This is a genomic window from Novosphingobium huizhouense (assembly GCF_020179475.1).
Taxonomy (GTDB): domain Bacteria; phylum Pseudomonadota; class Alphaproteobacteria; order Sphingomonadales; family Sphingomonadaceae; genus Novosphingobium; species Novosphingobium huizhouense.
The window spans coordinates 766473-790252 of sequence record NZ_JAILXZ010000001.1 but is presented as its reverse complement, the minus strand read 5'-3'; the positions used below and the strand labels follow the sequence as shown (position 1 = coordinate 790252).

Below are 23780 nucleotides of genomic sequence, written 5' to 3'. Positions count from 1 at the left end.
GCCGCGGCGCGGATCCCGACGCGTCAACATGCTCGGCCGAGAGGCCGTGGCGCAGGCGAAGTGGGCCGATCTTGCGGCCGATTTCGGGCGAGACCAATGGCGATGGCGCTTTTCGTCCGGCCGGGCGGAAGGGCGCGGTCGTCGTTCGTCTCGACTGGTTCGCCCGGCCCCGGAATTGCCCGATGATGTTCGAAGCTCTCACCACCTCGACCGCCGTGGTCGCGCTCGCCGAGATCGGCGACAAGACCCAGCTGCTTGCGGTGATCCTCGCCGCCCGCTTCCGCAAGCCCTGGCCGATCGTGGCCGGGATCCTCGTTGCCACGCTCGCCAACCATTTCCTCGCTGCGCTGCTCGGCGCGACGATCGCCGGCGTGATGGACGGCCCCGCGTTCCGCTATGCGGTCGCCGCGGGGTTTATCGCAATGGGTCTGTGGACGCTGGTACCCGACCGCATGGACGATGAAGAAGCCCCCAGGCCCGCCCGCTTCGGCGCCTTCCTGACCACGCTCGTCGCCTTCTTCGTGGTCGAGATCGGCGACAAGACGCAAGTCGCGACGATCGCGCTGGGGGCGCAGTACCACGACGCGGTGGCGGTCACGATGGGCACCACGCTGGGCATGATGCTGGCGAACGTCCCGGCCGTCTTCCTCGGCGAAGCGCTGCTGCGCCGCGTGCCGCTGGCGGCGGTGCGGATCGTCGCCGCGCTGCTGTTCGTGGGCCTTGGCCTGTGGCTGCTGGCGCGGACCGCCGGCCTCGTCTGACTCGCTAGACCCCGTCGCCCCAGGCGGCGCAATCGGCATCGAGCCCGACCAGCTGACGGCGCAGCGAAGTGCGCGCCAGCCGCTCGATCTCGGCCTTGCGCCGCGCCGCGGCGAGCGCAAGCGTCGGCGCCGGCCGCACGATCTCGGCATCGTAGCCATCGGCCACGATCACCCCGCAGGCGTGCGGCAGGAACGCCGCATCCTCGAGGCAGGCGCGATCGAGGTGCGGGGCAAGGCCCCAGTAGAAGCGGTCGCAATGCTCGAGGTAATCGGGCCACTTGCCGTCGCCGAGCAGATCGGCGCGGCTGACCTTGATCTCGACGATGACGATGCGCCCCTTGGCGTCGATCCCCATCAGGTCGGCGCGCCGCCCCGAGCGCAACGGCATCTCGGGCAGGCACCAGGTGTCGTTGCGGGCGAACAGCCGGCAGATCCCGCGCGCGACCATGCGTGCATCGGCAAGCTCCTGCCCGGCGGCGACGGTGGCGGGAGCGGTGGCGGAAGCGGCGGCCCAACCGGCCGGGGACAATGGTGACGATTCGACCATGCCCGCGAGCTTAGGAACATAATGCGAACGGGTAAAGCCTCAGCCGAGGCGCTTGACGCCCTGTTGCGGGACCAGGTCGAGCAGCGCCTCACGCGCGAGCAGGAACTCCTGCCACAGGGCCTCGGCCGCCGGCACCGCGGCGATCCCCCGCGCGCGGACCGCGAGCAGCGCCGAGAGCCCCGGCTCCATCATCGCCGCGAGGTCGTCGATGCCGCGTCGCGCCTCGTCGTAGCGCCACCCGCCGAGATCGCGGACGACGGCGGGGAAGTTGCGCACTTCGGCGCGTCGCGCCTCCACCGGCTGGCCGGCCAGCGCCGCCACGACCGCCGCGGCGTCGTGCAGCGCCGACCACTTCATCGACAGCGCCGAGCCGGCCCCGGCGCCGAAATCCGCCCGCCCCGCGCCCGGCAGCGGAAAAGGTTTGCCCTCGCCGCGGGCCGGGACTCGATGGGGGCTGGAAAAGGCGGTGACCATGGGCATCGGCCTACCAGATGCGCTCCTTCCAAATCACTAAGCCCGAGCGCGTATAAGGGTTCGGCCGCAGGCAACCCGGGGAAAAACGAGCATGGGGGCTGGCCGGGGGCGCAATGCGCTGCTAGAGGCGCTGGCGACTGCACCCGTAGCTCAGCTGGATAGAGCGTTGCCCTCCGAAGGCAAAGGCCACAGGTTCGAATCCTGTCGGGTGCGCCAGCCTTCCCCAGGCCCTTCCCCATCATCGTCGAAATCACGCTGCGGACCACGCCGGAACGCTGCGCGCGCTGATGCCTGCCGCGCGCTCCCGGCCCGCGCCGATAGTTAAACTGACCTTTCTCAAAATGGTAATAGGGCTGGGGCAAAGCGCGCCGGCACGCCCTTAGTTTTTCCCCTTAGCCTCAGGATTCGCCGCCATGCCGCCGCTCAACACGATCACCGGCGACGATACCGCCAATGTCCTCGAGGGCACGGCCGGGGACGACGCCATCTACGGGCTCGGCGCGGCCGACACGCTGCGCGGCCTTGACGGCGACGACTGGCTCGACGGCGGCGCCGGCAACGACACCATGGCGGGCGGGACCGGCGACGACACCTACGCGGTCGACGCAAGCGGCGACAGCATCACCGAACTCGCCGGCGAAGGCACCGATACCGTGCGCGCGATGGTGTCGTGGGTGCTCGGCGCCAATCTCGAGAACCTCGTCCTGCTCGGCAATGCGGCGATCAACGGCACCGGCAACACGCTCGACAACGTGATCACCGGCAACGCCGCTTCGAACATCCTCAACGGCGGCGCCGGCAACGACACCCTCGATGGCGGCCTCGGCGCCGATACGCTGGTCGGCGGGACCGGCAACGACACGTTCATCGTCGAGACCGTCGGCGACACGATCATCGAGAACACCGCCGAGGGACGCGACACCGTCCGCTCGAGCCTGTCGTGGGTGCTTTCCGACAACCTCGAGAACCTGACTCTGACCGGCAGCGACGCGATCGACGGAATCGGCAACAGCCAGGGCAACGTGATGATCGGCAACGACGCCGAGAACACGCTCAACGGGCTCGACGGCAACGACACCCTCGACGGCGGCCTCGGCGCCGATACGCTGATCGGCGGGCTCGGCTCCGACGTGATGATCGTCGACGACCTTGCCGACCGCACGATCGAGAACGCCAACGAGGGCACCGACACGGTGCGCGCCTCGCTGTCGTGGACGCTCGACAGCAATATCGAAAACCTCGTCCTGACCGGCTCGGCCGCGATAGACGGCACCGGCAACGCGCTCGACAACACGATCACCGGCAATGCCGCGATCAACATCCTGCTCGGCCTCGACGGCAACGACACGCTCGACGGCCGCGGCGGCGGCGACCGGCTCGAAGGCGGCAGCGGGGACGACACCTACGTGCTCGCGGGCGCCGACGACACGATCGTCGAAAAGGCGGGCGAAGGCATCGACACCGTCCAGGCCGGCTTCAGCTATACGCTCGGCGCCAATCTCGAGAACCTGACGCTGACCGGGACGGACGCGATCGATGCCACCGGCAACGATGGCGACAACGTCATCACCGGCAACAGCGCCGCCAACGTGATGACCGGCAAGAGCGGCGACGACACCTATGTCGTCGATGCGATCGGCGACCGGACGATCGAGACCGCCGGCGGCGGCACCGACACCGTGCGCGCAAGCCTCGACTGGACGCTCGCCGCCGAAGTCGAAAACCTCGTCCTGACCGGGACCGCCGCCATCAACGGCAACGGCAACGCGCTCGGCAACCGCCTCGACGGCAACGACGCCAACAACACCCTCGACGGCGCGGGCGGAGCCGACGTGCTCGCCGGGCACAAGGGCAACGACACCTATGTCGTCGACAACGCCGCCGACCAGGTGGTCGAGATCGCCAACGAAGGGCGCGACCAGGTGCTGGCGAGCGTGTCCTTCGTGCTGGGCGCGGATGTCGAAAACCTCACGCTGACGGGCACCGGCGCGATCAACGCCACCGGCAACGGCGTGGCCAACGTGCTGCGGGGCAATGCCGCGGCCAACGTGCTCGACGGCGGCGCGGGCAGCGACGACATGGACGGCGGCGATGGCTCGGACATCTATCTCGTCTCGGCGATCCGCGACCACATCGGCAACGAGATCCACGATTCGGGCACGACCGGCACCGACGAGCTGCGCGTCGCGGCGCAGAGCCCCGGGACGGTTTCGCTCGGCGCGTTCGAGACGGGGATCGATCGCATCGTGATCGGCACCGGCACCGCCGCCCAGGCCGACACCAGCGGCACCGTGGCGGTGAACATCAGCGCCTCGCGCTCGGCCATCGGCCTGACGCTGATCGGCAATGCCGGCGCCAACCAGATCACCGGCTCGAAGTTCAGCGACGTGATCGACGGGGGCGCGGGCGCGGACCGGATGGCCGGCGGGCTCGGCGACGACGTGTTCTACGTCGACAACAGCGCGGACTACGTCCGCGAAGGCACCAACGGCGGCAACGACACCGTCTATGCGAGCGCGAGCTACGTGCTGCGCACCAGCGTCGAGACGCTGGTCCTGACCGGCTCGGCGGCGATCGACGGAACCGGCAACGGGCTTGCCAACACGCTTGTCGGCAACGATGCCGCCAACCGCCTCGACGGCGGCAAGGGCGACGATTTCGTCGATGCGCGCGGCGGAGACGACACCGTGATCGGCGGAGCGGGCAACGACGACCTGCGCGCGGGCGCAGGCAACGACGTCCTGTCAGGCGGCCTCGGCAACGACAAGCTCTCCGGCGGTTCGGGCGCCGACATGTTCCGGTACGACTTCACCCTGCGGAGCAACAGCGGCTTTGACACGATCACCGACTTCAGCACCGCCGAGGGCGACAAGATCCAGTTCACGCTCGCCCAGTTCAAGGCGCTGGGCGCGACCGGCGCGCTTGCCGAGGACCAGTTCTGGGCCGCGAGCGGCGCCGACTTCGCGCACGATGCGACCGACCGGATCATCTACAACACCAGCAACGGCCAGATCTACTACGACGCCGACGGCAGCGGCACGCGATACGCCGCGCTGCTCGTCGCCGTGGTCGGAACCGACTTCCACCCGTTCCTCTCGGCCAGCGACTTCATGGTGATCTGACGCGGCCTGCATCCGCGCTTGGCCGCGCGGACGCAATGCGCCATGGTCAGGCTTGACCAGCGGACCAACGATCCGCCGGCGAGAGGAGCCATGCCGTCGTGACCGATCCGCTGCTGCCGAGCGTGCCGCCCCCCGAATCGCTGCGCGCCGAGTGGCTGGCCGCGCTGCTCGCGCGAAGCGGCGTCGACTGGGACATCGAGGACATCGCGCTCGAGCGCGTCGGCACCGGGCAGTTGGGCGACACCGTGCGCATCACCCCGCGCTATGGCCGTCGCAAGGGCCCCGCGACGCTGATCGGCAAGTTCGCGGCAAGCGATCCCGCCAGCCGCGAGGCCGCGGCCGGCAACGGGCTCTATGCGCGCGAGATCGGCTTCTACCGCGAGCTCGCTGCCGAGGCGCGGGTGTCGACCGCGCGCTGCCATGCAGCCGAGCTGGCCGAGGACGGCAGCTTCGCGCTGCTGCTCGAGGATTGCCATCCGGCGCGCCCGGGCGACCAGATCGCGGGGATCAGCCCGGCGCAGGCCCGGGCCGCGGTCATCGAGGGCGCGCGGCTTCACGCCGCGTTCTGGAACGAGGGCGGCGAGCGCGACCTGTCGTGGCTGGAAAGCGGCGAGCCCGCGATGCGGCCCCTGGCGCAGCCGTTCTATCCCGCCGAGGCGATCCGCAGCGCCTGGCCCGGCTATCGCGAGCGGCATGCGGCGGACCTGCCGGCTGCGACGATCGCGATCTGCGACCGGTTCTGCGAACGCTACGAGGCCTATGCCGCGATCGACCCGGCACGTCCGCGTTGCGTGACGCACAACGATTTCCGCCCGGACAACATGCTGTTCGACGGCGATCGCGGGCTCAAGGTGGTCGATTGGCAGTCGGCGGCGCTGGGCTATGCCGCAGTCGACGTCGCCTACCTGATCGGCGGCGCGTTCGCGCCCGACGTGCGCCGCGCGCACGAGCCGGTGCTGGTCGAGACCTATTTCCGCGAGCTCGAGGCGCAGGGGGTGCGCACCTACACCCGCGCGCAGTTCAACGAGGACTACCGCCGCTTCACCTTTGCCGGAATCAATGTGGCGGTCTGCGCGGCGATGTCGGTGATGCGCACCGAGCGCGGCGACCGATTGTTCCTCACCATGCTCGACCGCCACGTCCGGCACGTGGCCGACAGCGGCGCGCTCGACCTGCTCGGCTGAACGCAGCCGGGCGAAGGCAGGCGCGCGACCGGAGCCTTTGAAAACGACGGAAACGGCGTGGTGGGCCACCCGGAAACTGGAGCGGGCGAAGGGATTCGAACCCTCGACCCCAACCTTGGCAAGGTTGTGCTCTACCCCTGAGCTACGCCCGCTCGTGCGTTTCTGGCCGGTGGGAAAAGGCCCCGTCCGGCTGGGGTGTGGGGGCCTCTAACGGTGACTCGGGCGCGGCGCAACCCCCCAAATGCACTTTCCGCGCAGATCGGCCCGACTGCCCCGCATGGCCCTTGCCGAACGGGCCCGCGATCCCACATGAAGGCGGCACGACATCGCATCGATCCGGAGAAGTTCATTGGCAAGCCTCGGTCTCAGTCTCGACGAACAGAAGGCGGTCGACCGCTTCCGCAAGACCGTGGTCGAGCCGTCGATGACCAAGCTGGTGATCGTCGATTTCTGGGCGGAATGGTGCGGTCCCTGCAAGGCGCTGACCCCGGTGCTGGAAAAGGTCGCGGCCGAGTATGCCGACAAGGGCGTGGTGCTGGCCAAGGTCAACGTCGACGAGGAACAGTTCATCGCGGCGCAGTTCCAGGTGCGCTCGATCCCGACGGTCTATGCGCTGTTCCAGGGCCAGCCCGTGGCCGACCTGACCAATGCCCGCAGCGAATCGCAGATCAAGCAGTACCTCGACCAGATACTCGCCCAGCTGCCGGTGCAGGCGGGCGAGGAGCCCGCGCAGGACGTCTCCCCGCTGCTCGCGATGGGCGAGGATGTCCTGGCCGAAGGCGACGGCGAGCGTGCCGCCGACATCTTCGCGCAGATCGCCGAGATCGCACCCGACAGCGCCGCGGCGCATTCGGGCCTGATCCGCGCCCTGCTGCTGGCCGGCCGGCGCGAGGAAGCGGCAGGGGTGCTCGCCGCCCTCGATCCCAAGCTCGCGGAGGATCCCGCGCTGGCGCAGGCGAAGTCGGCGCTGGCGCTTGCCGAGGACGCGCCCGAAGCGGGCGAACTTGCAGCGCTGCGCGCAGCGGCGGCCGAGCGGCCGGCCGACATGGAAGCCCAGCTCGCCTTCGCCAACGCGCTCTATGCGAGCGGCGACCGCGACGGCGCGGCCGAGAAGCTGCTGGCGATGATCGCCGCCGACCGCACCTGGAACGAAGGTGCCGCACGCACCCGGCTGCTGCAGATCTTCGAGGCGATCGGGCTCGAGGATCCATGGGTCGCGGCGACCCGGCGCAAGCTCTCGACCATCCTGTTCGGCTGACGCGGATGGTCACGATGCAGGACGGGATACGGCTGTCGATCTTTCCGCTCGGCGGGGTGCTGCTGTTTCCCGGCCTGCAACTGCCGCTGCACATCTTCGAGCCGCGCTACCGCGCGATGGTCAGCGACGCGCTCGCCCGCGACCGCCGGATCGCGATGATCCAGCCGCAGGCGCCGGTCGAGGGCGCGCCGTTGTTCCGGGTCGGCTGCGTCGGCAAGATCGTCGATGTCGAGGCGCTCGAGGACGGCCGGTTCAACCTGGTGCTCGAGGGCCTCGCCCGCTTCCGGCTGGTCCGCGAACTCGACGTGACCACGCCGTTCCGCCAGGTCGAGGGCACGCTGATCACCGATCCCGAGGGCCAGGTGCTGAGCGCGATCGAGCGCGCCGGGTTCGAGCGCGAGGCACGGCGCTTCGCCAATGCGCAGGGCTATGCGGTGGACTGGGACTCGGTCTCGCGGCTCGACGACGAATCGCTGATCAACGGCGTGTCCCAGATCGCGCCGTTCGACGCTGCCGCCAAGCAGGCGCTGCTCGAGGCGCCCGACCTCGCCAGCCGCTGCGAGCTGCTGGTCCAGCTGATGCAGTTCTTCGGCCGGCGCGAAGGCGACGACGACGGCGCGGTGACGCTGCAGTAGCAGGCGCCGTCAGCCGCCGTCAGCCGCCGTCGCGCGGCTTCGCCGCCGGTACCTGGACTCCGCGCCGCGCCAGCGCTTCGCGCAGCAGGCATTCGATCTCGGCATTGACCGAGCGCAGGTCGGCCGCCGCGGCGCGCTCGACCGCGGCGTGCAGCGCCGGGTCGAGGCGCAGCGCGAAGGCCTTCTTGCCGGGCGAGGCCATCGTCGCGCTACTGGTACAGCGTGCCGGTATTGACGATCGGCTGGGTCTCGCGCTCGCCGCACAGCACGACCATCAGGTTCGAGACCATCGCCGCGCGGCGCTCGTCGTCGAGGTGGACGACGTTCTTTTCCGAAAGCTGCTGCAGCGCCATCTCGACCATCGTCACCGCGCCTTCGACCAGCTTCCTGCGCGCCGCGATCACCGCCTCGGCCTGCTGGCGGCGCAGCATCGCGCCGGCGATCTCGGGCGCATAGGCGAGATGCGTGAGACCGCACTCGTCGACCGTGATGCCGGCCAGCGCGAGCCGGGCGTTCAACTCGTCGCGCAGTTCGGCGTTGATCACCTCGTGGTGGCCGCGCAGCGTCACTTCGTGGTGCTCGATGTCGTCGTAGGGGTAGCGCGAACCGATCGAGCGCACCGCCGCTTCGATCTGGACCAGCACGAAGGCCTTGTAGTCGTCGACATCGAACAGCGCCTGCGCGGTGTCGGCGACGCGCCAGACGACGTTGGTGGCGATCTCGATCGGGTTGCCGCGCAAGTCGTTGACCTTGAGCTTTTCGGAAACGACGTTGTTCGCGCGCACCGAGATCCGCGTCTTGCCCATCCACGGCCAGACCCAGCGCAGGCCGGCGTTGCGGTCGGTGCCGCGATAGGAGGCGAACAGGGTGATCGCCGCCGCCTGGTTGGGCTGGATCATGTAGAAGCCCTTGGCGATGACCACCAGCGCGACCGGCAGCAGGAAGATCGAGCCGACGAAGGTCGCGACTTCGGCGTCGCTCGGCTGGCCGCCGGCAAAGCTGGTCAGGCGCCAGAGGAACAGCGCGAGAAGGACCAGGAATACCCCCAGCACGAGGTAGCCGCTGGTGCTCCAGGCAGCGCGTTCGCGGGTGGTGGACATGGCGGCGGCAGGAATCTGGGACATCACGCTTCCCCTCGAAGTGATATCATATTAATATCATTTCGCGCCAGCAACACAACATAACTTGATTGCCGCCCGGCGATCCGTACCTTGGGCTTCGCGGTACCGGGCCCCTCTGGCGCGGCGCGCAGGTTGCGGTGGAGCCTTCGGCTTCGCATCCGCAGCCGGCCGCCACGCGATGTCGGACCGCATCGGGTCATGCCGATGCCGAAGGTCCGGAGCGTCCCCCTACCCCGCCCCGGATCCCGCACGCTCGGCAGACCCGATCGAACGCAACCGTTCTGATCGAGGAGCAATCGCCATGACCAATCGCACCTTCCGCCTGCTGGCCTACCGCCTGCTCGAGCGTCACCAGAAGCTCGACGCCGCGCTGCGCGACGCCCAGGCCCGGCGCTGGGCTGATCCGTTCGAGATCGCCCGGCTCAAGAAACTGAAGCTGATGATCAAGGACCGCCTCGCCCGGCTGGCGCGTCCGCAGCGGCTCAGTACCGGCGGATGACGTCGAGGAACGCCTCGCCGTAGGCGTCGAGCTTGCGCTGACCGACCCCGCCGATCGCGCCGAGTTCGGCACGGCTGGCGGGGCGGATCGCGGCCATCTCGCGCAGCACCGAATCGTGGAACACGACGTAGGGCGGCACCCCGGCCTCCTGCGCGATATCGCGGCGCAAGGCGCGCAGCGCATCGAAGAGCGGATCGCCCACCGGGTTGAGCGCGGCGCCTTCGCCCCGCGCACGCTTGCCGCGGCCGCGCTCGGCCTTGGGCGGCAGGATCACGTCGACGTTCGCCTCGCCCTTGAGGATTGCGCGGGCATCGCCGCCGAGCGCCAGCCCGCCGTGCTCGTTGGCGACGAGGCTGCCGCGCGCCTGCAGCGCGCGCGACAGCGCGCGCAGCAGCGGCGCGTCCTCGCCCGATACGATGCCGAACACCGACAGCTGGTCGTGCCCGCGCTGCAGGACCCGTTCGTCGGCGACGCCGGTGAGCACTTTCTCGAGATGGCCGAAGCCGTAGCTCTGGCCGGTGCGATAGACCGCCGAAAGCAGCTTGCGCGCGAGTTCGGTGGCGTCGGTCGACGAGGGCGGCGCAAGGCAGTTGTCGCAATTGCCGCAGGCCGGCGGCGGATCCTCGCCGAAATGGCGCAGGAGCACCGCACGCCGGCAGCCGGCGGTCTCGACGAGCCCCGCGAGCGCATCGAGCCGCGTCCGTTCCCCCTGCTGGCGCGCCGGTTCGACCTCGCCGAGCCGCTGGCGCGCGCGCACGAAATCGTCGGCGCCCCACAGCAGCACCGCCACCGACGGATCGCCGTCGCGCCCGGCGCGGCCCGTTTCCTGGTAATAGCCCTCGATCGACTTGGGCAGCGCGGCATGGGCGACGAACCGCACGTCGGGCTTGTCGATGCCCATGCCGAAGGCGACGGTCGCGATCATCACCATGTCCTCGCTGGCGACGAAGGCGGCCTGGTTGGCGGCGCGGACCTCGGCCGGGAGCCCGGCATGGTAGGGCAGCACGCGGCGTCCCTGCGCGCCCAGCTGCTCGGCAAGCCGCTCCACTTGCGCGCGGGTCGGGGCATAGACGATGCCCGGCCCCGGATTTTCCGCCATGACCTGCTTCAGTTGCCGCAGCGGATTGTCGCGCGGGGTGATCGCGTAGCGGATGTTGGGCCGGTCGAACCCGGCGACGATCAGCCCTTCGGCCGGGATGCCGAGCTGTTCGAGGATGTCGGCGCGCGTATGCCGGTCGGCCGTCGCCGTCAGCGCCAGCCGCGGCACCTCCGGGAATGCGTCCATCAGCGGGCGCAGCAGGCGATAGTCGGGGCGGAAGTCATGGCCCCATTCGGACACGCAATGCGCCTCGTCGATGGCGAAAAGCGATATGCGCGCCCGGCTCAGCAATTCGCGGAAGTGCGGCTGGCTGGCGCGCTCGGGGGCGACGTAGAGCAGGTCGAGCGCGCCGGCACGGAACTTTGCGAGGGTTGCTTCGCGATCGGTGTCGACGCTGGTCAGCGTCGCCGCGCGGATGCCGTTGGCGGTGGCCGAGCGCAGCTGGTCGTGCATCAGCGCGATCAGCGGCGAGACGACGACGCAGGTTCCCTCGCGCATCATCGCCGGCAACTGGTAGGTCAGCGACTTGCCCGCGCCCGTCGGCATCACCGCCAGCGTCGAGCGCCCCGCGAGCACGCGCGAAACGACCTGCTCCTGCACGCCGCGAAAGGCATTGAAGCCGAACACGGCATGGAGCGCCTCGACCGGATCCGATGAAACCTGCGCGCGCGGAGCGAAGACGGGTTCATCGGCCGGGTACAGGTCTTCGGGCCCGACCGGCTCGTAGCCGGCGAAGCCGTCGTCCTCGAACGGATAGTCGGGTTCGTCGGGCCAACCGTCTGCCATGCCTTGCGGCCTATGGCAGAAGGTCCGCGCGGATCAAAACCTCATTCGCCCAGAATCACGTGAAGACGGGTGATGCGCGAGGTGACGATGCGCCAGGCGCCGCCGTCCTTGCGGTAGGTTTCGTGGTAGTGGCCCATGCCATGGAGGAACAGCTTTCCTTGCGCGTCCCAGATCTTGTCCTCCATCGCGATCACGCCGCGCGCCTCGGTGGCGGAGAGCACCTCGATTTCGTGACAGTGGCCATGGTGGACGGTGCGCAGCGGATCGACGGCGGCCTCGACGAAGGCCGCGATGTTGTCGCCGCCCTGGTGAATCCAGTTTTCCGTATCCTCGGCGGGTTCGATCGACAGCGAGCAGGCGGCATCGAACACGGCGTCATCGGCAAAGACGGTGCGTAGCCCGGCGTAGTCCTTGGTGTCCATCAGGCGGAAGTAGCGCGCCTTCAACTGCTTGATCTCCTCGATGGCGATCAGGCGGGCGACGGGGTCGATCTCGGTCACGGGGCTGCCTCTCCATGGCGTGTTTGCTCGGCAGACTAGTCGAGCGCGCCGACCCCGCGCCCTGTCACTTGTGCGAGACCGCGTCGGCCATCCGCTCCCACACCATGCGGGGCGGCTGGCCGGGCTTGTCCGCGATCGCCTCCAGCCACGCCGGCGGATCGCCGGTCCGCGCCCAGTCCATGCCCCACAGCGCGATCGCCGCGACGAAGCCTAGCGACAACACCGTCATCGCGTTCCAGTACCACGGGCCATAGGCGGTCACCCGCGTCGGGTCGGCGCGGTCGTACCAGATGCGCAGCACGCTCGAGGGCTGCCAGGCGCGGGTCACCTGCCGCCCGACGATGGCGCGGCGGCGCTCGCCTGCTGCGGTTTCGAAGGCAACCTCGTCCTCGATCCAGCGCTTGCCTTCGCCGTCGCGCCAGTCCCACCCGCGCCGGGTCGCGAAGGACAGGCCCATGCTCAGGAAATCGTCGCGCCGGTCGGCCTCGCCGTAGCCGCTGCGCATCACCGTGGCGACCGCGGGGCTCCACCCGGCGAAGAGGACGGCTGCCCGCCAGGTGCATCCGCACGCGCCGAGCATCAGCGCGGCGATGGCGAAGGTCAGGAGATCGAGCGCGGACATCGCGCGCAAGGCTACGGAGTCTTGCTTAACAAAGCCTGCCGCACGAGCGCCTCCTCGGCGGCGGTGAAGGCGCTGGAGGCTGCCGGCGGCGCCGCGTCGGGAACCGCCGTGACGAAGAAGGCGAGGCCGCGGCCCGTTGCGGGATCGACCCACAGCCCGGAGCGAAGGCCGTAGGCCTCGCCCGAATGGCCGATCCGCGTACGGCCGTCGCCGAACAGGTCATCGCGGCAGCGGTCGTTGCGCCCGGTCAGGATATGCACGCCAAGGCCGTAGGCGCAGTCGATCCCTCCGGCCTCGCCGCCTTCGTCGACGCCGTTGCGGCCATCGAAGCGCCACTGCGCCCGGGTCATCTCGGCAAAGGCCGCATGCGAGAGGAAGCCGCGCCCGCCGCGCGCCAGCATCTGCCCGATCCGGGCGAGGTCGTTCGCCGATATGCGCAAGCCGCCCTGCGGCGAAAACAGCGCGCCGTTCGTCCCCGGCACGTAGCCGGCAAGATCGCAGGCAAGGCCCGGCGCGGTGGCCACGAGGCAGGGCGGCGGCGCGCCGTGCAGATCGTCGCGCCGGACCTCGCCATCTGCGCCATGGAGCACGACCGCCCGCGCCACGACCTCGGGCGAGCAACCCGACCAGTTGAAACAGGCGGACAAATGCAGGGGGCGCAACACCAGCCGCTGCATCAGCCGGTCGAAGCGCTCGCCCGTCGCCGCTTCCATCACCGAGGCGACGACCGGGAAGTTGAGGTTGGTGTAATGGAACCAGTCGCTTCCCGGCGGATGCGCGCGATCCCATGCCTTCGGATCGGCCAGTCGGGTGCGGACCGTCTCGCCCAATGGGATGACGTAGTCGGCATCATCGACGAGGCTCGACAGGTGCGAAAGCAGCATCCGCAGCGTGACCGGCCGGTCAGGAAAGGCCGGGTTGCGCAGGCGCCAGCCGAGCCAGCGCGACACATCGGCGTCGAGATCAAGCCTGCGCCGGTCGACCAGCCGCATCACGCCCAGCGCCGTCACCAGCTTCGAGATCGAGGCGATGCGAACCGGATCGTCCGCGCCGACCGCGCGCCCGGTCTGCCGGTCGGCAAGGCCCTCCACCACCACCGGGCGCAGGCGGTGGGCATCGAAGGCGACGGCGATTCGGGCAGGCTGCGCGCTGGCCGATACGGGCGCGCCCATCGCCGCCAGCAGGGCGCCGACCGCGGCGAGCGCGCGCACGATCACGCCGCGGCGAGCGCTGCGAGCCGCGGGCGGACCATCGGCACGGTCAGCGCGGTCGATCCCACCGCCATCAGCAGCAGCGCGGTGAAGGTCTGCGCGGTGATCACCTGCTTGTCGAGCAGGACGTTGACGAAGATGATCATGATCAGCGCCTTGGTCTGCAGCATCCAGCCGATCACGCTCGCCTCGCCCTTGCGCCAGCCGAGCAGCCGCCCGGCAAGATGCACTCCGGCGAGCTTGCCCGCGACCGAGGCGACGAGCAGCACGCCGGCGGCGGCGAAGACCATCGCGCCGTCGACGCCGAAGCTGGTGCGAAGGCCCGTCGAAAGGAAGAACACCGGCATCACCGTCAGCAGCAGGAAGCTGCGCATCGCATCGAGCCGCGCGGTGTCGAACCAGCGCGCATCGAGCACCGCGCCGGCGAGGAAGGCGCCGACCATGAAGTGCAGGCCGGACCAGTCGGCCCCGAAAGCGACCACCGCCAGCCAGACCAGCGCGACATACCAGCGGTCGTCCTGCGGCAGTCGCTGCATGGCCTTGCGCATGACGAAGGCGGCAGCGGCGAAGACGGCGAGGAACAGGCCCTGCCGGCCGAGACGGGTCCAGTCGAGCAGGATCAGCGCGAGCACGCCCCAGATCGCCACGTCGTCGAGGCTGGCGTAGCGCAGCAGCCGCTGGCCGAGCGGCCGCCGGAACATTCCGAGCTTCTCCATCAACAGCACCAGGATCGGCAGCGCCGTGACCGCGCAGGCCATGCCGACGCCGAGCACCGCCTGGCCGTAGCTGCCCTTGGGCCCCACCCAGCCGGGCCCCGCCAGCAGCACCGCCCCCGCCGCAGCGCCGAGCAGCAGCGGCGCGACCAGCGCGCAGGCCGCGGTCACCGCGGTTTCGCCGCGGTGCTTCCAGGCATCGGCGAGGTCGAGCTCGAGCCCGGCGACGAACACGAACATCATCACCGCCCACCAGGCGATGCCGTTGAGCGCACCGATCACCTGCGGGTTGAACACGAAGGCATAGTAGCCGGGAAAGGCCGCGCCGAGCACGCCCGGCCCGAGCAGGATGCCGCCGACGATCTGCACCACCACCAGCGGCGCAAACCGGTCGGTGCGGGCGATCCGCCACGCGGCATATGGCACCGCCAGAATGATCGTCAGCGCGATCAGGAAGATTTCGGTCGTGCCCATCGAACCCCTTCTTTGCATCCCCGCCCGTCTCCGCGGGCGCGCTTGCGAGAGCCTCGCTCCGCCGCCGGGCGCAAGGGAGAATACGAATACGTGCCCGGCGGGGCGAGCCCTTCTGCGCCACCGGGACCGAAAGCGGGGCGGGAAAGCCCGCGTGGTTGACGCCATCTTGCGTTATGCGCCCGGTGCCGCCCGCCGGGTCGCATTAAGCTGCAACTGCGTCCGGACTGTTAGCCCTGTTGTCAACGACAATGGGAGACCGATCGATGGGCCATCACCTGCACGAGAACTTCAACGCCGCCGAAGAATGGAAGGCCGCCCGCCTCACCGAGATCGAGTTCGAGGAAATGGCGCGGGCGCTGAAGGCCGTGGCCAAGGCGCACGACCGGTCCTGCGACGACCTGCTCGATACCTTCGCCCGCCAGGGCCTCGCCGCGGCGCTCAGCCTGCTCGCCGCCAGCGACGGCGCCGGGACGACGGCCGAATACTACAACCACCGCTCGCCCGCGTCCTCATAAACCGGTTGCGGAACGCCTGCCTCCGCTGTCCATTGCCAGCAGGCAAGGACGCGAGGAGCACGACGCAGATGGCCCGCAGCGAAACCGATTCGATCGGCGCGATCGAGGTTCCCGACGACGCCTACTGGGGCGCGCAGACCCAGCGCAGCATCGAAAACTTCCCGTTCGGCGAGACCGAGCGCATGCCGCTCGGGATCGTCCATGCGCTGGCGCTGATCAAGCAGGCGGCGGCACGGGTCAACCGGGCGCACGGGCTCGACACGGCGCTCGGCCAGGCGATCGAGGCGGCCGCCGCCGATGTCGCCGCCGGGCGCTTCGACGACCAGTTTCCGCTGGTGATCTGGCAGACCGGCAGCGGCACGCAAAGCAACATGAACGTCAACGAGGTGGTGGCCGGGATCGCCAACGAGCGCCTTGCCGGCCAGCGCGGCGGCAAAAGCCCGGTCCACCCCAACGACGACGTCAATCGCGGCCAGTCGAGCAACGACAGCTTCCCGACCGCGCTGCACGTCGCCACCGTCATCGCCCTGCACCGCGACCTGCTGCCCGCGCTCGACCGGCTCCACGCCGCGCTCGATGCCAAGGCGCTGGACTGGGCCCACCTCGTCAAGATCGGCCGCACCCATCTGCAGGACGCAACGCCGCTGACGCTGGGGCAGGAATTTTCGGGCTACGTCCGCCAGCTCGCCGCGGCGCGCGAGCGCCTGTCCGACGCCGAGCGGCACCTGTTGCTGCTCGCGCAAGGGGGCACGGCGGTCGGCACCGGGCTCAATGCGCCGACAGGATTTGCCGAGGCCATGGCGAACGAACTGGCGCTGCTGACCGGCCACGCCTTCGAGGCCGCGCCCAACCCGTTCGAAGCGCTCGCCAGCAACGATGCGCTGGTCCAGTTCTCCGCCACCCTGGCGACGCTCGCCGTGGCGCTGACCAAGATCGCCAACGACATCCGCCTGCTCGGCTCCGGCCCGCGTTCGGGCCTTGGCGAGCTCGACCTTCCCGCCAACGAGCCGGGCAGTTCGATCATGCCGGGCAAGGTCAACCCGACGCAGTGCGAAATGCTCACGATGGTCGCCGCGCAAGTCATCGGCAACCACCAGGCCGTCACTGTCGGCGGGCTGCAGGGCCACCTCGAACTGAACGTGTTCAAGCCGATGATCGGCGCCGCCGTCCTCCGCTCGGTCCATCTCCTGTCGGTCGGCATGGCGAGCTTTGCCGAACGCTGCGTCGAGGGGCTCGAAGCCAATGAGGCACGGATCGCCGAGCTGGTCGAACGCTCGCTGATGCTGGTGACCGCGCTCGCGCCCGAGATCGGCTACGACAATGCGGCCAAGATCGCCAAGACCGCGCTCGCCGAAGGCCTGTCGCTGCGCGAGGCGGGCCTGAAGCTCGGTCTCGTCGACGAGGCCACCTTCGACCGCGTGGTGCGGCCGCGGGACATGGTCTGACGCGTCAGCTGAGGTTCGGCCGCAGCCAGCGCTCCGCCGTGGCGAGGTCGATCCCGCGCCGCGCGGCATAATCCTCGAGCTGGTCGCGGCCGATCGTGGCGACCCCGAAGTACTGGCTTTCGGGGTGCGCGAAGTAGAATCCGCTGACCGCCGCGGTCGGCAGCATCGCCTGGCTTTCGGTCAGCGTGATCCCGGCATTGCCCGGCGCGTCGAGCAGGTCGAACAGGATCGGCTTGAGGCTGTGGTCGGGGCACGCGGGATAGCCCGGGGCCGGGCGGATGCCGCGGTACTGTTCGCGGATCAGCGCCTCGTTGGTCAGCTGCTCGCCGGGCGCATAGGCCCACAGCGTGGTGCGCACGTGCGCGTGCAACCGCTCGGCGAAAGCTTCGGCGAAGCGGTCGGCCAGCGCTTTCAGCAGGATGTCCTGATAGTCGTCGTTCTCGGCCTTGAAGCGGGCCAGGTGCGGCTCGATGCCGTGAATGCCAACGGCAAAGCCGCCGATCCAGTCGCCCGCCGGGTCGATGAAGTCGGCCAGGCAGAAATTTGCGCGCCCGCGGCTCTTGGCGAACTGCTGGCGCAGGAACGGCAGGTGCAGCGGCGGCTGCGGGCCTTCGAGATGCAGCACCACGTCATCGCCGTGGCGCGCGCAGGGCCAGAAGCCCGCCACGCCCTTGGCGGTCAGCCACTTCTCGGCGATGATCCGGTCGAGCATCGCGCGCGCATCGGCATAGAGATTGCGCGCACTTTCGCCGACGACCTCGTCGTCGAGGATCGCCGGGTAGGTGCCCGCAAGCTCCCAGGCGCGGAAGAACGGGGTCCAGTCGAAGTATTCGGCAAGATCGGCAAGGTCCCATTCGGGGAACACATGCAGCCCGGGCTGCTCGGGCGGCGGCGCCTTCTCGGTGAAGTCGGGCGCATAGGCGTTGTCGCGCGCTTCCTCGAGGCGCAGCAGCTTCGATTCGCCCTTGCCCGCGCGCGCCTCGCGCACGTGCTGGTAATCGGCGGCGGTCGCCTTGACGAAGGGATCGCGCTGCGTGTCCGACAGCAGCTGGCTGGCAACGCCCACCGCGCGGCTCGCGTCGAGCACGTGGACGACCGGCCCGTCGTAGGCAGGGTCGATGCGCAATGCGGTGTGCACCTTGCTGGTCGTGGCCCCGCCGATCAACAGCGGGATCGAAAGGCCCGCGCGCTGCATTTCCTCGGCCACGGTCACCATCTCGTCGAGCGAGGGGGTGATCAGGCCCGACAGGCCGATCATGTCGACGTCTTCCTTCACCGCCGTGTCGATGATCGTCGCCCACGGCACCATCACGCCCAGGTCGATCACCTCGTAGCCGTTGCACTGCAGGACCACGCCGACGATGTTCTTGCCGATGTCGTGAACGTCGCCCTTCACGGTCGCCATGATGATCCGGCCCTTCGCCTTGGCGCCGGCTTCCTTTTCCGCCTCGATGAACGGGATCAGGTGCGCGACCGCCTTCTTCATCACGCGCGCGGACTTGACCACCTGCGGCAGGAACATCTTGCCCGATCCGAACAGGTCGCCGACCGTGTTCATGCCCTCCATCAGCGGGCCTTCGATCACCTCGATCGGACGACCGCCGCGCGCCGCGATTTCGCTGCGCGCTTCCTCGGTATCCTCCACGACATGGGCGTCGATGCCCTTGACCAGCGCGTGCTCCAGCCGGCGCACCACGTCCCAGCCGCGCCATTCCTCGGCGGCCTTTTCGGCGACGGCGTCCTTGCCCTTGAACGATTCGGCGAGCGTGATGAGGCGTTCCGTAGCGCCTTCATCGCGGTTGAGGATAACGTCCTCGCAGGCTTCGCGCAGCGCGGGGTCGATCTGGTCGTAGATGTCGAGCTGGCCTGCATTGACAATCGCCATGTCGAGCCCCGCGGGAATCGCGTGGTACAGGAACACCGAATGCATCGCCCGGCGCACCGTCTCGTTGCCGCGGAACGAGAACGACAGGTTCGATAGCCCGCCCGAGAAGTGCACATGCGGGCAGGCGACGCGGATTTCCTTCACCGCCTCGATGAAGTCGACCGCGTAGTTGTTGTGCTCCTCGATTCCCGTCGCCACGGCGAAGACGTTGGGGTCGAAGATGATGTCCTCGGGCGGGAAGCCGATCCCGGTCAGCAGCTTGTAGGCGCGGGTGCAGATCTCGACCTTGCGCGCCTTGGTGTCCGCCTGGCCCTTCTCGTCGAAGGCCATGACCACCACCGCCGCGCCATAGTCCATGCATAGCCTCGCATGCGCGAGGAACGCCTCTTCGCCTTCCTTCATCGAGATCGAATTGACGATCGGCTTGCCCGAAACGCACTTCAGCCCCGCCTCGATCACCTCCCACTTCGAGCTGTCGATCATCACCGGCACCCGCGCGATGTCGGGCTCAGCGGCGAGCAGCTTGAGGTAGGTGGTCATCGCCTCGACTGCGTCGAGCAGGCCCTCGTCCATGTTGACGTCGATCACCTGCGCGCCGTTTTCGACCTGCTGGCGCGCGACCTCGATCGCCTTGGTGTAGTCACCGGCAAGGATCAGCTTCTTGAACGCCGCCGAACCGGTGACGTTGGTGCGCTCGCCGACATTGACGAAGCGGGCGGAGGACGGTGCGGGAGAGGAGGAAGTTTGGGTCACAACAAGATTTCCGTTCGTGTCGAGCGAAGTCGAGACACCATGCGCCCCCGTGTCTCGACTTCGCTCGACACGAACGGGGGTATTCTGATTATCCGGCCATCAGGAACGGTTCGAGCCCGGCAAGGCGCGTCACCGTTTCGACCTGCGGCAGCGCGCGCGGGGCAAGGCCCGCCACCGCCTTGGCCATCGCCGCGATGTGCGCCGGCGTCGAACCGCAGCAGCCGCCCAGCACGTTGACCTGGCCGTGGTCCGCCCATTCCTTGACCAGCCCCGCCGTCGTTTCCGGCAGTTCGTCATAGGCGCCCAGTTCGTTGGGCAGGCCGGCGTTGGGATAGACCATGATCAGCGTGTCGGCATTTTCCGCCAGCGTGCGCACGTGCGGGCGCAGCTGGGTCGCGCCGAACGAGCAGTTGAGCCCGATCGTCACCGGCTTTGCATGGCGCACCGCGTACCAGAACGCCTCGACCGTGTGGCCCGAGAGGTTGCGGCCCGAAAGGTCGGTCAGCGTCATCGACAGCATGATCGGCACTTCGCGCCCGATCTCCTGCTCGAGCTGCCTGACCGCCATGATCCCGGCCTTGGCGTTCAGCGTGTCGAACACCGTCTCGATCAGGATGAAATCCGCCCCGCCTTCGACCAGCGCGGCGGCCTGTTCCTTGTAGACATCGACCAGCGTGTCCCAGTCTATCTCGCGAAAGCCCGGATCGTTGACGTCGGGCGAGAGCGACAGCGTCTTGTTGGTCGGCCCGATCGCGCCCGCGACGAAGCGCGGGCGCCCGTCCCTGGCGGCGTATTCGTCGGCCAGCCGCCGCGCGAGCTTTGCGCTCTCGACGTTGATCTCGCGCACCAGATGCTCCGCGCCATAATCGGCCTGGCTGATGCGGTTGGCGGAAAAGGTGTTGGTTTCGGCGATGTCCGCCCCCGCCTCGAAATAGGCGCGATGGATCGCCTCGGGCACCTCCGGCTTGGTCAGCGCGAGGATGTCGTTGTTGCCCTTCTGGTCCTTCGACAGGCCCAGCGTGCCGGCATAGTCCGCTTCGGCGAGCTTCCAGTTCTGGATCTCGGTCCCGAACGCGCCATCGGTGATCAGGATGCGCTGGGCGGCTTGCGCGATGAAATCGGCGCGCGCTTGCGAAGGGGTGAGCATCAGGCGTTCTTTCCGGTTACGGGGCGCAGGCCGAGCAGGTGGCAGGTCGCATAGGACAGGTCGGCGCGGTTGAGCGTGTAGAAGTGGAAGTCGCGCACGCCGCCCGCATAGAGCCGTCGGCACAGGTCCGCCGCCATCACTGCCGAGACGAGCCCGCGCGGGCCCGGGCGCTCGTCCAATCCTTCGAACATCGCTTCCATCCACGCCGGGATCTCGGTGTTGCCGCTCATCCGGCGGATCGCGGCGAAATTGGTCACCGGCATGATGCCCGGCAGGATCGGCGCGGTGATCCCCGCGGCCAGCGCCTTGTCCTGGAAACGGAACCAGGCGTCGGTCGAAAAGAAGAACTGGCTGATCGCGCGGGTCGCGCCCGCGTCCATCTTGCGCTTGAGGTTGTCGAGGTCGGCCTCGAGGCTCGCCGCCTCGGGATGGCCCTCGGGATAGGCGGCCACCGAAATCTCGAAATCGTGGCGCTTCTTCAGCCCTTCGACCAGCTCGGCGGCATTGCGGTAGCCCTCAGGGTGGGGCGTGAAGCGCCCGCCGTCCGACGGCGGCGGATCGCCGCGCAGGGCGACGATGTGGCGCACGCCCGCCTCCCAGTACTGGTCGGCGATCTCGTCGATCTCGCCCTTGCTCGCCGCCACGCAAGTCAGGTGCGCCGCGGGCACGAGGTCGGTCTCGGCGACGAGCCGCGACACGGTGGCGTGCGTGCGCTCGCGCGTGGTGCCCCCCGCGCCATAGGTCACCGAGACGAACTTGGGCGCGAGCGGGGCGAGCGTCACCACCGTCTCCCACAGCTGTTCGGCCATCGCCTCGGTCTTGGGCGGGAAGAATTCGAACGACACCGCGATGTCGCCGGGGAGCCCCCCAAACAGCGGTTGGTCGGGCACCTGGTCCTTGGTCATCCTGTCCTCCGGAGCGCGATCGCCCCTCCGTCCTGTTCGCGCCGACCGATCCAGATCTTGACGATCAATTCGTGCCCGGCGAGCGCGCGCTCGGCTTCCATGCGGTAGCCGGCGTCGCTGAAGAGCATGTTCATCTGCGCGTCGGAAAACCCGAGCCGCGCATGGGCATGGCGCTCGCGCAAGTCCTCGCGACCGTGCGCGGCGAAGTCGACGATCGCCAGCCGTCCGCCCGGACAGGTCACCCGCGCCGCCTCGGCCAGCACGAGTTCGGGGGCCGGGGCATAATGCAGCACCTGGTGCAGCAGCACGGTATCGAAGCTCGCGCCCTCGAACGGCAGGTCGGTGAAATCGCCGCGCACCAGCTCGAAGCGGTCGGCGGGCAGGTCCTGGAGCCGGGCGCGGGCGAGCCGCAGCATTTCCGGGCTGCGATCGAGCCCGGTCACCCTGGCGGCGCGGTCGGCGAACAGCTCGGCCATGCGGCCCGTGCCGGTGCCGATGTCGAGCAGGCGACCGAGGCCGTCTGCGCCGAGCAGCTCGGCCAGCGCGGCCTCGACCGGGCCGTCGGCGATGTGCAGGCTGCGCAGGGAATCCCACTCCTCGGCGTGCGCGGCGAAGTAGTCTTCGGCGCTCGCCTGCCGCGCGGCGCGGATCGCGTCGAGGTGGCGACGGTCGGCCATGCAGTCGGCGGCGAAGGTGACATCGACCGCCTCGCCCACCGCGAGAAGTCCCGCCAGGGTCGACTTGAGGCTGTCGCCATCGTGCCCGGCGGCGGCGCGCAGGAAGACCCAGCCGCCCTCGCGGCGCCGCTCGGCGAGGCCCGCATCGCACAGGATCTTGACGTGGCGCGAGACGCGCGGCTGGCTTTGCCCCAGCACCTGCGCGATTTCGCCCACCGCCAGCTCCATGCTGGCGAGCAGCCGCATGATCCGCAGGCGCGTGGGATCGGCAAGGGCGCGAAGGGAATCCAGCAAAGTCACGGGAGGGGATATAAAGCATTCTTTATATGGGTCAACGGATGCGCCCCCGCTCGTTCCCCCGCATTTTTGTGGCCTTGACGCCGCCGCAGCGATAGAATCGCCTCCGAGCCGGCGCAACGTCGGTCAACTATCTGATTTCCTTCGAGAGGGACCCCATGAAGAAGTTCGCCATGACGGCTTTCGCCGCCGCCGCCGCGCTTTCGCTCGCCGCCTGCGGCAAGTCCGACGACGCCTCGCAGGAAGCGGCCCCCGACAACGTCGAAATGCCCGCCGACGACCTGCCCGCGGTCGAACCTTCGGCCGCCGCACCGGCGCCGCAGCGTGAAGTCGCGCCCGCCGCCGATGCCTCGCAGGCCGCGATGAGCGCCGAAGATGCGGCCAAGAGCGCGGCCGACAGCGCCGTCTCCGCCGCCGAAGCCGCGCGCGCCGCCGCCGCCGCGGCCGAGACCGGCGCCGACAAGCCGGCTACCGCGCCGCAACAGTAAGCCCGCGATGCGCCCGGCCTTGCTGCCCGCGCTCGCCTTGCTGCCCGCGCTTGCGATGCTGTCCGCGCTGGGGGGGTGTTCGAAGGACACCGATCCCGGCCCGGGCGGCGTCACCGTGGGCGAGGCCAAGGCGCTCGACAAGGCCGCCGAGCGGCTCGAGGCGCGGCCCCGGCCGCCGCTCGACGAGGCGACGGTTCCCGCCGACCTCGTCGCGGTCCCCGGCGCCGCGCCGAGCGGAACGAACTGATCCGCGCCCCGCGGAGCGAACCGATCGCGCCCTAGTCGAACGAGACCTTGCCGCGCCCGGCCTTGATCGCGCCGCGCTTCTTCTTGCCTTCGAGGCGCGCGGTCTTGCCCACGCGGTTGAGCCTTGATTTCGCCCGCTTGACCGGCAGGTTGCAGGCCTCACGCAGCAGGTCGGCCAGCCGCTTGCGCCCGTCCTCGCGGTTCTGCTCCTGTGTGCGGTTGCTGCGCGCGGTCAGCACGATCTCGCCCTTGGCGGTCATCTTCGATCCGGCGAGATCCTTGAGGCGGTGGAACACCTCGGGCGGCAGGCGCAGCGCGAAGACGTCGAGCCGCAGCTGCGCCGCCGTCGCCACCTTGTTGACGTTCTGCCCGCCCGGCCCCGCCGCGGCGATGAAGCTTTCCTCGACCAGCGCCAT

24 protein-coding genes and 2 tRNA genes are annotated in these 23780 nt (G+C 69.3%); 11 read left to right on the top strand and 15 right to left on the bottom strand.

Features of this window, described 5'->3' with window-relative positions; all coding sequences use genetic code 11:
* Positions 1 to 185 precede the first annotated feature (185 nt).
* Positions 186 to 761 carry a TMEM165/GDT1 family protein gene (locus tag K3A85_RS03920; protein ID WP_225205995.1) on the top strand — a complete coding sequence of 192 codons (576 nt, stop codon included), beginning with the start codon at positions 186 to 188 and terminating at the stop codon, positions 759 to 761.
* 4 nt (positions 762 to 765) lie between these two features.
* Here K3A85_RS03920 and K3A85_RS03915 read toward each other — a convergent pair whose 3' ends face one another.
* On the bottom strand, positions 766 to 1209 hold the full coding sequence (locus K3A85_RS03915; protein ID WP_404822907.1) for an MmcB family DNA repair protein: 444 nt from the start codon (positions 1207 to 1209) through the stop codon (positions 766 to 768).
* Positions 1210 to 1347: 138 nt separating this feature from the next.
* Positions 1348 to 1788 carry a hypothetical protein gene (locus tag K3A85_RS03910; RefSeq protein ID WP_225205186.1) on the bottom strand — a complete coding sequence of 147 codons (441 nt, stop codon included), beginning with the start codon at positions 1786 to 1788 and terminating at the stop codon, positions 1348 to 1350.
* A 133-nt stretch (positions 1789 to 1921) separates the two neighbouring features.
* Here K3A85_RS03910 and K3A85_RS03905 point away from each other — a divergent pair.
* From K3A85_RS03905 to K3A85_RS03895, 3 genes are all read left to right on the top strand, one after another.
* A tRNA-Arg gene (locus K3A85_RS03905) sits at positions 1922 to 1998 on the top strand.
* A gap of 197 nt (positions 1999 to 2195) precedes the next feature.
* A complete protein-coding gene (locus K3A85_RS03900) occupies positions 2196 to 4904 on the top strand; it encodes a calcium-binding protein (protein WP_225205185.1) in 2709 nt (902 codons plus the stop codon).
* A gap of 98 nt (positions 4905 to 5002) precedes the next feature.
* Positions 5003 to 6088, top strand: coding sequence for an ecdysteroid 22-kinase family protein (locus K3A85_RS03895; protein ID WP_225205184.1), 1086 nt, complete (start codon positions 5003 to 5005; stop codon positions 6086 to 6088).
* 77 nt (positions 6089 to 6165) lie between these two features.
* Here K3A85_RS03895 and K3A85_RS03890 read toward each other — a convergent pair.
* Positions 6166 to 6240 (bottom strand) — tRNA-Gly (locus K3A85_RS03890).
* Positions 6241 to 6437: 197 nt separating this feature from the next.
* On the opposite strand from K3A85_RS03890, the gene trxA reads away from it, so the two are divergent.
* Both trxA and K3A85_RS03880 read left to right on the top strand, forming a co-directional pair.
* Complete coding sequence (gene trxA / locus K3A85_RS03885; RefSeq protein ID WP_225205183.1) at positions 6438 to 7346, top strand: thioredoxin; 909 nt, start codon at positions 6438 to 6440, stop codon at positions 7344 to 7346.
* 14 nt (positions 7347 to 7360) lie between these two features.
* Positions 7361 to 7981: an LON peptidase substrate-binding domain-containing protein gene (locus K3A85_RS03880; protein WP_225205994.1), complete on the top strand. Its 621-nt coding sequence runs from the start codon at positions 7361 to 7363 to the stop codon at positions 7979 to 7981.
* A 19-nt stretch (positions 7982 to 8000) separates the two neighbouring features.
* Here the strand turns inward: K3A85_RS03880 and K3A85_RS03875 are convergent, their stop codons facing one another.
* The gene (locus tag K3A85_RS03875; protein ID WP_225205182.1) at positions 8001 to 8183 is read right to left on the bottom strand and encodes a toxin-antitoxin system HicB family antitoxin; all 183 of its coding nucleotides are present in this window, start codon (positions 8181 to 8183) and stop codon (positions 8001 to 8003) included.
* Between the two features lie 7 nt (positions 8184 to 8190).
* On the bottom strand, positions 8191 to 9105 hold the full coding sequence (locus K3A85_RS03870; RefSeq protein ID WP_225205181.1) for an SPFH domain-containing protein: 915 nt from the start codon (positions 9103 to 9105) through the stop codon (positions 8191 to 8193).
* A gap of 298 nt (positions 9106 to 9403) precedes the next feature.
* Here K3A85_RS03870 and K3A85_RS03865 point away from each other — a divergent pair, with 298 nt between their 5' ends.
* A complete protein-coding gene (locus K3A85_RS03865; protein ID WP_225205180.1) occupies positions 9404 to 9601 on the top strand; it encodes a YdcH family protein in 198 nt (65 codons plus the stop codon).
* On the opposite strand, the gene recQ is transcribed toward K3A85_RS03865, so the two are convergent.
* The 5 genes from recQ to K3A85_RS03840 all read right to left on the bottom strand — a co-directional run bounded on the left by recQ (position 9585) and on the right by K3A85_RS03840 (position 15006).
* On the bottom strand, positions 9585 to 11486 hold the full coding sequence (gene recQ, locus K3A85_RS03860) for a DNA helicase RecQ (protein ID WP_225205179.1): 1902 nt from the start codon (positions 11484 to 11486) through the stop codon (positions 9585 to 9587). The two genes, K3A85_RS03865 and recQ, sit on opposite strands and share 17 nt — an antisense overlap.
* Before the next feature lie 41 nt (positions 11487 to 11527).
* The gene (locus K3A85_RS03855; RefSeq protein ID WP_225205178.1) at positions 11528 to 11986 is read right to left on the bottom strand and encodes a nuclear transport factor 2 family protein; all 459 of its coding nucleotides are present in this window, start codon (positions 11984 to 11986) and stop codon (positions 11528 to 11530) included.
* A gap of 64 nt (positions 11987 to 12050) precedes the next feature.
* Complete coding sequence (locus K3A85_RS03850; protein ID WP_225205177.1) at positions 12051 to 12608, bottom strand: DUF3592 domain-containing protein; 558 nt, start codon at positions 12606 to 12608, stop codon at positions 12051 to 12053.
* An 11-nt stretch (positions 12609 to 12619) separates the two neighbouring features.
* Positions 12620 to 13825 (bottom strand): serine hydrolase domain-containing protein, encoded by a 1206-nt coding sequence (locus tag K3A85_RS03845; protein ID WP_225205176.1) that lies wholly within the window; start codon positions 13823 to 13825, stop codon positions 12620 to 12622.
* On the bottom strand, positions 13822 to 15006 hold the full coding sequence (locus K3A85_RS03840; protein ID WP_225205175.1) for a cation:proton antiporter: 1185 nt from the start codon (positions 15004 to 15006) through the stop codon (positions 13822 to 13824). Before K3A85_RS03840 ends, K3A85_RS03845 begins: the two co-directional genes overlap by 4 nt.
* A 263-nt stretch (positions 15007 to 15269) precedes the next feature.
* Here K3A85_RS03840 and K3A85_RS03835 point away from each other — a divergent pair, with 263 nt between their 5' ends.
* Positions 15270 to 15521 carry a hypothetical protein gene (locus K3A85_RS03835; protein WP_225205174.1) on the top strand — a complete coding sequence of 84 codons (252 nt, stop codon included), beginning with the start codon at positions 15270 to 15272 and terminating at the stop codon, positions 15519 to 15521.
* A gap of 68 nt (positions 15522 to 15589) precedes the next feature.
* Positions 15590 to 16966: a class II fumarate hydratase gene (fumC, locus tag K3A85_RS03830; RefSeq protein ID WP_225205173.1), complete on the top strand. Its 1377-nt coding sequence runs from the start codon at positions 15590 to 15592 to the stop codon at positions 16964 to 16966.
* Positions 16967 to 16970: 4 nt separating this feature from the next.
* On the opposite strand, the gene metH is transcribed toward fumC, so the two are convergent.
* The 4 genes from metH to K3A85_RS03810 form a co-directional block, all read right to left on the bottom strand.
* Positions 16971 to 19604: a methionine synthase gene (gene metH / locus K3A85_RS03825; RefSeq protein ID WP_225205172.1), complete on the bottom strand. Its 2634-nt coding sequence runs from the start codon at positions 19602 to 19604 to the stop codon at positions 16971 to 16973.
* An 88-nt stretch (positions 19605 to 19692) separates the two neighbouring features.
* The gene (locus K3A85_RS03820) at positions 19693 to 20751 is read right to left on the bottom strand and encodes a homocysteine S-methyltransferase family protein (protein WP_225205171.1); all 1059 of its coding nucleotides are present in this window, start codon (positions 20749 to 20751) and stop codon (positions 19693 to 19695) included.
* On the bottom strand, positions 20751 to 21656 hold the full coding sequence (gene metF / locus K3A85_RS03815; RefSeq protein WP_225205170.1) for a methylenetetrahydrofolate reductase [NAD(P)H]: 906 nt from the start codon (positions 21654 to 21656) through the stop codon (positions 20751 to 20753). The genes K3A85_RS03820 and metF overlap by 1 nt, the downstream gene beginning before the upstream one ends.
* Positions 21653 to 22633, bottom strand: coding sequence for an ArsR/SmtB family transcription factor (locus K3A85_RS03810; protein WP_318248060.1), 981 nt, complete (start codon positions 22631 to 22633; stop codon positions 21653 to 21655). Before K3A85_RS03810 ends, metF begins: the two co-directional genes overlap by 4 nt.
* A gap of 155 nt (positions 22634 to 22788) precedes the next feature.
* On the opposite strand from K3A85_RS03810, the gene K3A85_RS03805 reads away from it, so the two are divergent.
* Entirely contained in the window at positions 22789 to 23118 is a 330-nt protein-coding gene (locus K3A85_RS03805; RefSeq protein ID WP_225205169.1) for a hypothetical protein, read from the top strand.
* Between the two features lie 7 nt (positions 23119 to 23125).
* A complete protein-coding gene (locus K3A85_RS03800) occupies positions 23126 to 23365 on the top strand; it encodes a hypothetical protein (protein WP_225205168.1) in 240 nt (79 codons plus the stop codon).
* Between the two features lie 31 nt (positions 23366 to 23396).
* On the opposite strand, the gene arfB is transcribed toward K3A85_RS03800, so the two are convergent.
* Entirely contained in the window at positions 23397 to 23780 is a 384-nt protein-coding gene (gene arfB / locus K3A85_RS03795) for an alternative ribosome rescue aminoacyl-tRNA hydrolase ArfB (protein ID WP_263624706.1), read from the bottom strand.